Source organism: Kitasatospora sp. NPDC058492 (assembly GCF_042720685.1).
Classification (GTDB): Bacteria; Actinomycetota; Actinomycetes; order Streptomycetales; family Streptomycetaceae; genus Kitasatospora.
Genome location: NZ_JBHXMU010000001.1, coordinates 48,692 through 55,797, shown reverse-complemented (window position 1 = coordinate 55,797; position 7,106 = coordinate 48,692). Strand labels below are relative to the sequence as shown.

The 7,106-nt window shown below is 72.4% G+C and carries 4 protein-coding genes; all 4 read left to right on the top strand.

Annotated elements, in window-relative coordinates:
- Positions 1–55: 55 nt before the first annotated feature.
- The 4 genes from ACFWPI_RS00270 to ACFWPI_RS00255 all read left to right on the top strand — a co-directional run bounded on the left by ACFWPI_RS00270 (position 56) and on the right by ACFWPI_RS00255 (position 6,980).
- A complete protein-coding gene (locus tag ACFWPI_RS00270; RefSeq protein ID WP_363586623.1) occupies positions 56–166 on the top strand; it encodes an ALQxL family class IV lanthipeptide in 111 nt (36 codons plus the stop codon).
- A 66-nt stretch (positions 167–232) separates the two neighbouring features.
- Positions 233–1,966, top strand: coding sequence for an ABC transporter ATP-binding protein (locus ACFWPI_RS00265; protein WP_380377120.1), 1,734 nt, complete (start codon positions 233–235; stop codon positions 1,964–1,966).
- Complete coding sequence (locus ACFWPI_RS00260) at positions 1,951–3,750, top strand: ABC transporter ATP-binding protein (RefSeq protein ID WP_380377118.1); 1,800 nt, start codon at positions 1,951–1,953, stop codon at positions 3,748–3,750. The genes ACFWPI_RS00265 and ACFWPI_RS00260 overlap by 16 nt, the downstream gene beginning before the upstream one ends.
- Positions 3,751–4,073: 323 nt before the next feature.
- Positions 4,074–6,980 (top strand): trypsin-like serine protease, encoded by a 2,907-nt coding sequence (locus ACFWPI_RS00255; protein ID WP_380424482.1) that lies wholly within the window; start codon positions 4,074–4,076, stop codon positions 6,978–6,980.
- The last annotated feature ends 126 nt before the right edge of the window (positions 6,981–7,106 follow it).

The window sequence follows — 7,106 nt, the reverse complement described above, 5'->3', positions numbered from 1 at the left end:
AGTGATTTCGGGTCGGTCGGATGCTGAGCTTTCTGCCCGAAGGGGGGTGAACACGATGACCGTTGATGTCGATGCGCTGCAGGCGCTGGACGGGGAGGAGGAGGCCGCTGGCCTGCGTCCTTGCCAGAACACCTGTAGCTGGACCTGTACCTACACCGGCCAGTGACCGATGTGTGGCCGGGGCCCTGATCGGCCCCGGCCACCAGTCCCGATTGCCCTCCTGGAGGAGAGGATGACGACGTCGACAAGATCGGTCCCCCGCCTGCTGGCGGCGGCGGCCCTGGAGGCCCGAGGCTGGTTCGCCCTCGCCGTACTGGCGTCGATCACGGATGCGGCGGTGACGCTGGCGACCCCCGCCCTGCTGGCCCGGACACTCGACGACGCCCTGGCCCACCGTCCGCTGACCGGGCCGGTGTCGGCCCTGGCGGCGGCGTTCGCGGTGGCGACGGGGGCCGCGGTGGTGCATGGGGTGGCCGCGGGAACGAGTGGGGCGGCGGCCACCGGCTGGTTGCGCCGCGGCCTCGTCCACCGGGTGCTGGGCGCGGGACTCGCCGGGCAGCGCCGGTACGGTGCGGGGGATGTCACGGGCCGGCTGGTCGGGAGCTGCGCCGAGTCGGGGCACGTCGGTCTCACCGTGCTCGACACGGTCATGTCGGTGGCCACGTCGATCGTGGGCGTGGTGTCCCTGTGGCTGATCGACTGGCGACCCGCGGTGACCTTCCTGCTCGGCCTGCCGCCGGTGTACGTCGTCCTGCGGCTGTTCTTCCGCCGGAGTTCGTCGGCGCTCATGCGCTATCAGGAGTTGCAGGGACAGATCGCGGACCGGTTGATCGAGGCCTTGGGCGGCGTCCGGACGATCCGGGCGAGCGGCACCGTGGCAGCGGAGACGGCACGTGTGCTGGAGCCGCTGCCCGAGCTGTCGAGGACCGGCCTGCTGACGTGGCATCTGCAACGCGCCACCGCTTGGCAGATGGGGCTGTTGCTGCCGGTGATCGAGATCCTGGTCCTCGCCGTGAGCGGATACGGGGTGGTCGCCGGGCGGATCTCCTCGGGGGAGCTCGTCGCCGTCACGGGGTACGTCGCGATCGCGCTCGGACTACTCCAACAGATCGACGCCGTGGGTGAGTTGGCCCACTCGGTCGCGGCGGGCCGCCGGGTCGCCGAGGCCGTGGGCCAGCCAGTGACCCCGGCGGGGGAGCGGGGACCGGACGGATCCACCGCCGGATGTGCGGTCTCCTTCCGCGGGGTCCGCCTGCTCGCCGGGGACCGGGTGGTGCTCGACGGAATCGACCTGGAGATCCCGGCCGGCACGGCGCTGGCCGTGGTCGGGGCGTCGGGCGGGGGAAAGAGCAGCCTCGCCGCGCTGGTCGGGCGGCTCCACGATCCGGACCAGGGCACGGTGCTGCTCGATGGCGTACCCGTGACGGAGTTCACGGCGGATGAACTCTCCCGCCGCGTGGCGTACGCCTTCGAACGGCCTGCGCTGTTCGACGACACCATCCGCGCCACGATCGCGCTCGCTCGTCCGGAGGCGACGCAGTCCGTGATCGAGGCCGCTGCGCGGGCCGCCGGCGCCGATGACTTCATCCGACGGCTTCCCGACGGATACGACACCCGCCTGGCGGGTGCTCCGCTGTCCGGCGGCGAGGTACAACGGCTCGGACTGGCGAGAGCGTTCGCCCAGGACAGCCGGGTGGTCGTGCTCGACGACGCGACGTCCAGCCTGGACACGGTGACCGAGGCGAGGGTGACGCAGGCGTTGCACAGCGCCTTCACCGGGCGGACCAGGATCATGGTCGCGCACCGCGCTTCCACGGCGGCCCGTGCGGATCTGGTCGCCTGGCTGGCGGATGGCCGGATCAGAGCCGTGGCAACGCATGCGGAGCTGTGGAACGACCAGGAGTACCAGGCGCAGTTCGCCGCCGCTTCGGAGAGTGTGGAGGAGGAGACGTGTCCGATCCCGTGACCACGCGCCCCGGCTGGCGGATGCTGGGGCGCCATCTGCGCAGCCGCGGCGACGTCGCCGCCGCGGTGCTGGCGCTGTCCGTGCTGGAGGCGTTGCCGGCCCTGCTGTCCGGGCTCCTGATAGCGCGGGCCCTGGACCGGGGATTCCTGGCCGGGCGCCCGCTGGTGGGCCTGGCCTGGCTGGCAGTGCTGGGCGTCGCCATGGTGCTCCGGGCTGCTGTGACCCGCCAACTCCTGCCCAGGCTGGGGGTGCTGGTCGAGCCCTTGCGGGACGCACTGGTGAGTTCGGTGGTCTCCGCCACGCTCCGGCGCGGGGTCGCCGGCACGGCCCGCTCCGACGGGGCGAGCGTGGCCCGGCTCACCGGACAGGTGGAGACCGTACGGGCGCTGGTCTCCGCACTGCTGCGCTCGGTCCGGCAGGTCGGCGTGTCACTGGTGATGGCCCTGGTGGGGTTGGCGGCCCTCGCTCTGCCGGTGGCGGCCATCGCCGGGGTGTCGGTGGTCCTCACGCTGGCGGCGTACATGCCGCTGCTGCGTGCCCTGAGCCGGCGTCGACGGGCCTTGCTGATCGCGGACGAGCGACTGGCCGCCGAGGCCGGTCAGACCCTGGCGGGCCTGCGTGACCTGGTGGCCGCCGGCGCGCGCGGTCGGGCTCGGGAGCGCCTGGACGTCCTGATCGGCGAGTGGGAAGCGGCGTCGCGGGCCGTCGCGCGGACCGGCGCGGTCAGTGCGCTGCTCGTCTCGGCGGGCGGAAAGCTGCCGGTGCTGGCCGTGTTCGTGATGAGCCCGTGGCTGCTGGCCGGACACGGGCTGACGGTCGGCGCGCTGGTCGGCGCAGTCGGCTACCTGCTGACCACCATCGAGCCCACGCTGCGCTCGATGGTCGATGTCATCGGCTCCTGGGGAATCCAACTCCACACGGTGCTACAGCGGTTGGGCGAAGCCGATGTCCCGTCCGAACCGGCCGCGCGCCACCCTGCCCACCCGTCCGCCGACGCCGGCCCGGCCGAGGCCTCCTCGGCCGGCGCCGACCTGGTCATCGACCGCCTGACCTTCGGTTACGGCCCGCACGCCGAGCCGGTCATCCGCGACCTCACGCTCGCCGTGCCCGCCGGCACCGTGCTGGTCGTGGTGGGCCCCAGCGGCATCGGCAAGTCGACCCTGGCCGACCTGCTCGCCGGGTTGGCGACGCCCGGCGCCGGGCAGATCCGGATCGGCGGCTTCCCCGTGGACCGGCTCGGCGAGGACTGGCTGCGCCGCCACGTCGTGCTGATCCCCCAGGAGGCGTACATCTTCACCGGGACGCTCCGGGAGAATCTCCGCTACCTGCGCCCCGAGGCCGCGGACAGCGAGCTCGCCCGGGCCGCGACCGCCGTCGGTGCCGACCGCCTGATCGGCCGGCTCGGCGGCCTGGACACCCGGCTCGGCGTGGGCGGGGCTGTTCTGTCGGCCGGCGAGCGGCAGCTGCTGGCGCTGGTCCGGGCCTACGTCTCGGACGCTCGCGTGGTGCTGCTCGACGAGGCGACCTGCCACCTCGACCCGGGTGCGGAGACGCGGGCGGAGCTGGCCTTCGCGCGGCGCGGCGGCACCGTGGTCGTCATCGCGCACCGGATGAGCTCGGCCCTGCGCGCCGACCGTATCCTGCTGATGGACGGCGACCGGACGCTGAGCGGCACTCATCCGCAACTGCTCGCCGCCTCACCGCGCTACGCGGACCTCGTCGGCTACTGGAGCGGCTCGCACGCGGACACGCGGGACCAGCACATCACGGCCTCGCCGGCGTGAGCGCTCGCCTTGCGGGCATCCGGGCGTCCGTGCGTCCGTGCGTCCGAACCACGGACCGGCAAGCGTTCTCGGCCTCACCGCACCTGCTCTGAACTGCGCGTTCACCTCCGCCCGTAGGCACGGGTGAGAGGGCGCCGAGGCGCCCCACAGTTTCGAGCCCCGGGGAGTTCCAGTTGGTCCACCACATCGAAGATCCGGCCCGCCGCAGGGGCAGGTGGCGAAGGCCGCTCGTGGCCTTCGCCACCGCGACCGCCGTCGTGGGAGTGCTCGCGGCTCCCGGCATCGCGCCCGTGGCGAACTCCTTCGGGAGCCCTTCACCTTTCTTGTCCTGGCAGCAACTGATGGCCATCCAGGGCCAGATGAACGAGACCGCTTCGGCCGTGGAACAGGTGTCGGGTCAGATCGGCAGCCAGGCCCTCGCCGGCGTGGTCGCCGCCCCCGAGACGAAGCACCTCACGGTCTACTGGCACGGCGAGCTGGCGCCCGAGGTCCGGGCGGTCGTCGCGCACAGCCCGGTGCGTGTCGACGTGAAGTCGGCGCCGCACAGCGCGCAGGACCTGAAGGACGCCTCGCGCGAGGTGACGCGCATCGCCGATTCCGTCGGAGTGCGGATCGCCGACGTGGCGATGCCGCAGGACGGGAGCGGCCTCACCGCGACCGTGGTGGGCGGCGAGGCCGACGCGCAGCGGCTGCGGCGGGCGGTGGCGTCCGTGAGCGTTCCGGTGACGGTCGAAGCGAACGGCACGGAGTCGATCAGCCTCGGCGAACCCTCGCGCCGGAGCGATCCGAGTGCCGGCGGCGCGCAGATCATCGCACCGTTCTGCAGCACGGCGTTCGCGATCAAGTACCGCGACGAGAACGCCATGCTCACCGCGGACCACTGCTTCATGCCGAACAACGAGACCAACGTCCGGTACGGCGTGGATGATTCGGGCGCACAGGGGCCGGCGATCGGCACCCGGATCTCGCCCCACATCGTCCGCCAGGACGAGAGGGGGCCCGTCTACCTCGACGCGGCCGTCATCAAGCCGTCTTCGAACATCACGATGGACCAGCAGATCTGGACGGGCGGCGCGGCCGACCAGTCCAGCATCTCGCAGACCAAGAAGTGGGTGAGCGCCGCGCAGGTGGCGCACGAGGGGAACTGGATCTGCAACGAGGGCTCCCGCTCGGGCGAGATCTGCAACATCCAGGTCACCACCAAGGTGACCGACTACTACGCCAAGGGCCCCGACAACCTGGGCGGCGAGATCGAGCACCACTACATGTACGGGTGGAAGGCCCTCAAGCAGTTCACCGCCGCCGACAACTCGTCCATCGCGGCCCGCAGGGGTGACAGCGGAGGCCCCGTCGTGCTGGGAGGCGGCCCGGGCCTGCCGGGGGCGCCGCCCAACATCACGGCCCTGGGCATCGTCTCGGCCACCACGGGTGGAACCTGGAGCTGCAAGACGCCGGGGAAGACGATGGCGACCACCTGCTCGGGCGGCATCATGTTCGTCGGCCTGGAGGACGCCCTCCCCATGCTGGGCGCCAAGATCGGCGTTCGCGACTGGAGCACCGGGCACGTGAGCTGGGAGGACTACGGCAGCGGCGGCGGGGGCGTGGCGATGGGCTCCGACCCCAAGCCGCACGACCACACCGAACTGGTCGACGGCAACGGTGCGGCGATGGCCTACGACCTGCCGAGCGGCCGGCTCGTCGGCAGCCAGCCCGGTGACCCGCGAGCCGACTGGGAAATCCTCCAGACGACGGACGGCGGCTGGATGTTCCGGAACCTCGCCGCCCCCAACGAGTACCTGGGCCAGTCCGCCGACGTCGGACTCCAGATGTCGGACTGGGAGGGCGGCCACTGGTACTTCCACCTCCAGATCAAGGGCGGGAACTGTCTCGCACTGTGGCCCGGCGCGAGCGTGCCGAACAGCATCGCGACACCCGGCAACGCCCCGTGCGACCACAACGACGAGAACCAGCTCTTCAAACTGGTGCCGGTCGGCGACGAGGACGCCGACCTGCCGAGCACGCCCGGCCCCCCGCCCGCGGACAGCCTGCACCTGCCGTCCCAGCAGCCGCCGGTGAAGCCTTCCGGGCCTTCCGTGGACGCGGCCTACTCCTTCCTCGCCCAGCGCCTCGACGCCCACGGCACCGGCAGCACGCTGCGCGTGCCCCGCAGCTACCAGGGCGGGCACTTCGAGGACCCGAAGCTGTTCGGCCCGGACGGCTTCCAGGCCTCCTTCACGTACGACAACGCGCTCGTCATCACCGCGTTCCTGCAACGCGGCGGAACCGACGACGTCGCCCACGCCACGGCGCTCGGGGACAGCCTGCTGTACGCCCAGGCCCACGACATCACCCCGGACGGCCGCATCCGCGCCTCCTACGAGCCGGACCCCTTCGTCAAGACCCCGTCCGGCGAGCCGTACGTCGGCGGGTTCTCCGTCTACACCGGGAACATGGCCTGGGCCGGCATGGCGCTCACCCGGCTCTACCGGGTGACCGGCCAACAGCGCTTCCTGGACGGGGCGTTGAAGGCCGCCAACTGGATCCAGAACAACACCGCGGACACCCGCGGTGCCGGCGGCTACACCGGCGGCCTGCGCAACGACGACGGCACCGGCCAGACGATGGTCCCGCTCACCTGGAAGGCCACGGAGCACAACATCGACACCGGCGCCTTCTTCGCCATGCTCGCCGGCGTCACCGGCGACGCGGGCTGGGCGCAGCGCTCCACCAACGCGTTCCGGTTCGTGAAGTCCGTGCAGGCCGTCAACGGCCACCTGTGGACGGGCACCGGCCTGGACGGGGTGACCACCAACGACGACGTCGAGCCGGAGGACGTGCAGACCTGGAGCTACCTGGCCACCCTCGACCCGTCCTATGCGCCCGCCGTCGACTGGGCGGCCGGGCGGATGGCGGCCACCGACGGCCCGTACAGCGGGGTGGGCTTCAGCGGCAAGGACACCAGCGGCGTCTGGTTCGAGGGCACCGCCCACCTGCTGGCCGCCTACCAGGTCCGCCGCGCGGACGGCGACGCCGCGAAGGCGGCGACCCTGATGGCGACCCTGCAGAAGGCCCAGAGCGGCGCGGCCAACACGGACGGCAAGGGCATCGTCGCCGCCTCGCACGACGGCCTGGACACCGGGGAGGGCGACTTCTACTACTCCTCCCTCCACACCGGGGCGACCGCCTGGTACGTGATCGCCGCACAGGGCGGCAACCCCTTCCGCCTGTGACCGGCAGTCGCGGGGGGCCCCCCCCCCCCCCCCCCCCCCCCCCCGGGCCCCCCCCCCCCCCCCCCCCCGGCGCCCGCTACTCCCGAAGCCCCATGGCCTCGACCGGCTCCCTGCGCAGCGCCAGCC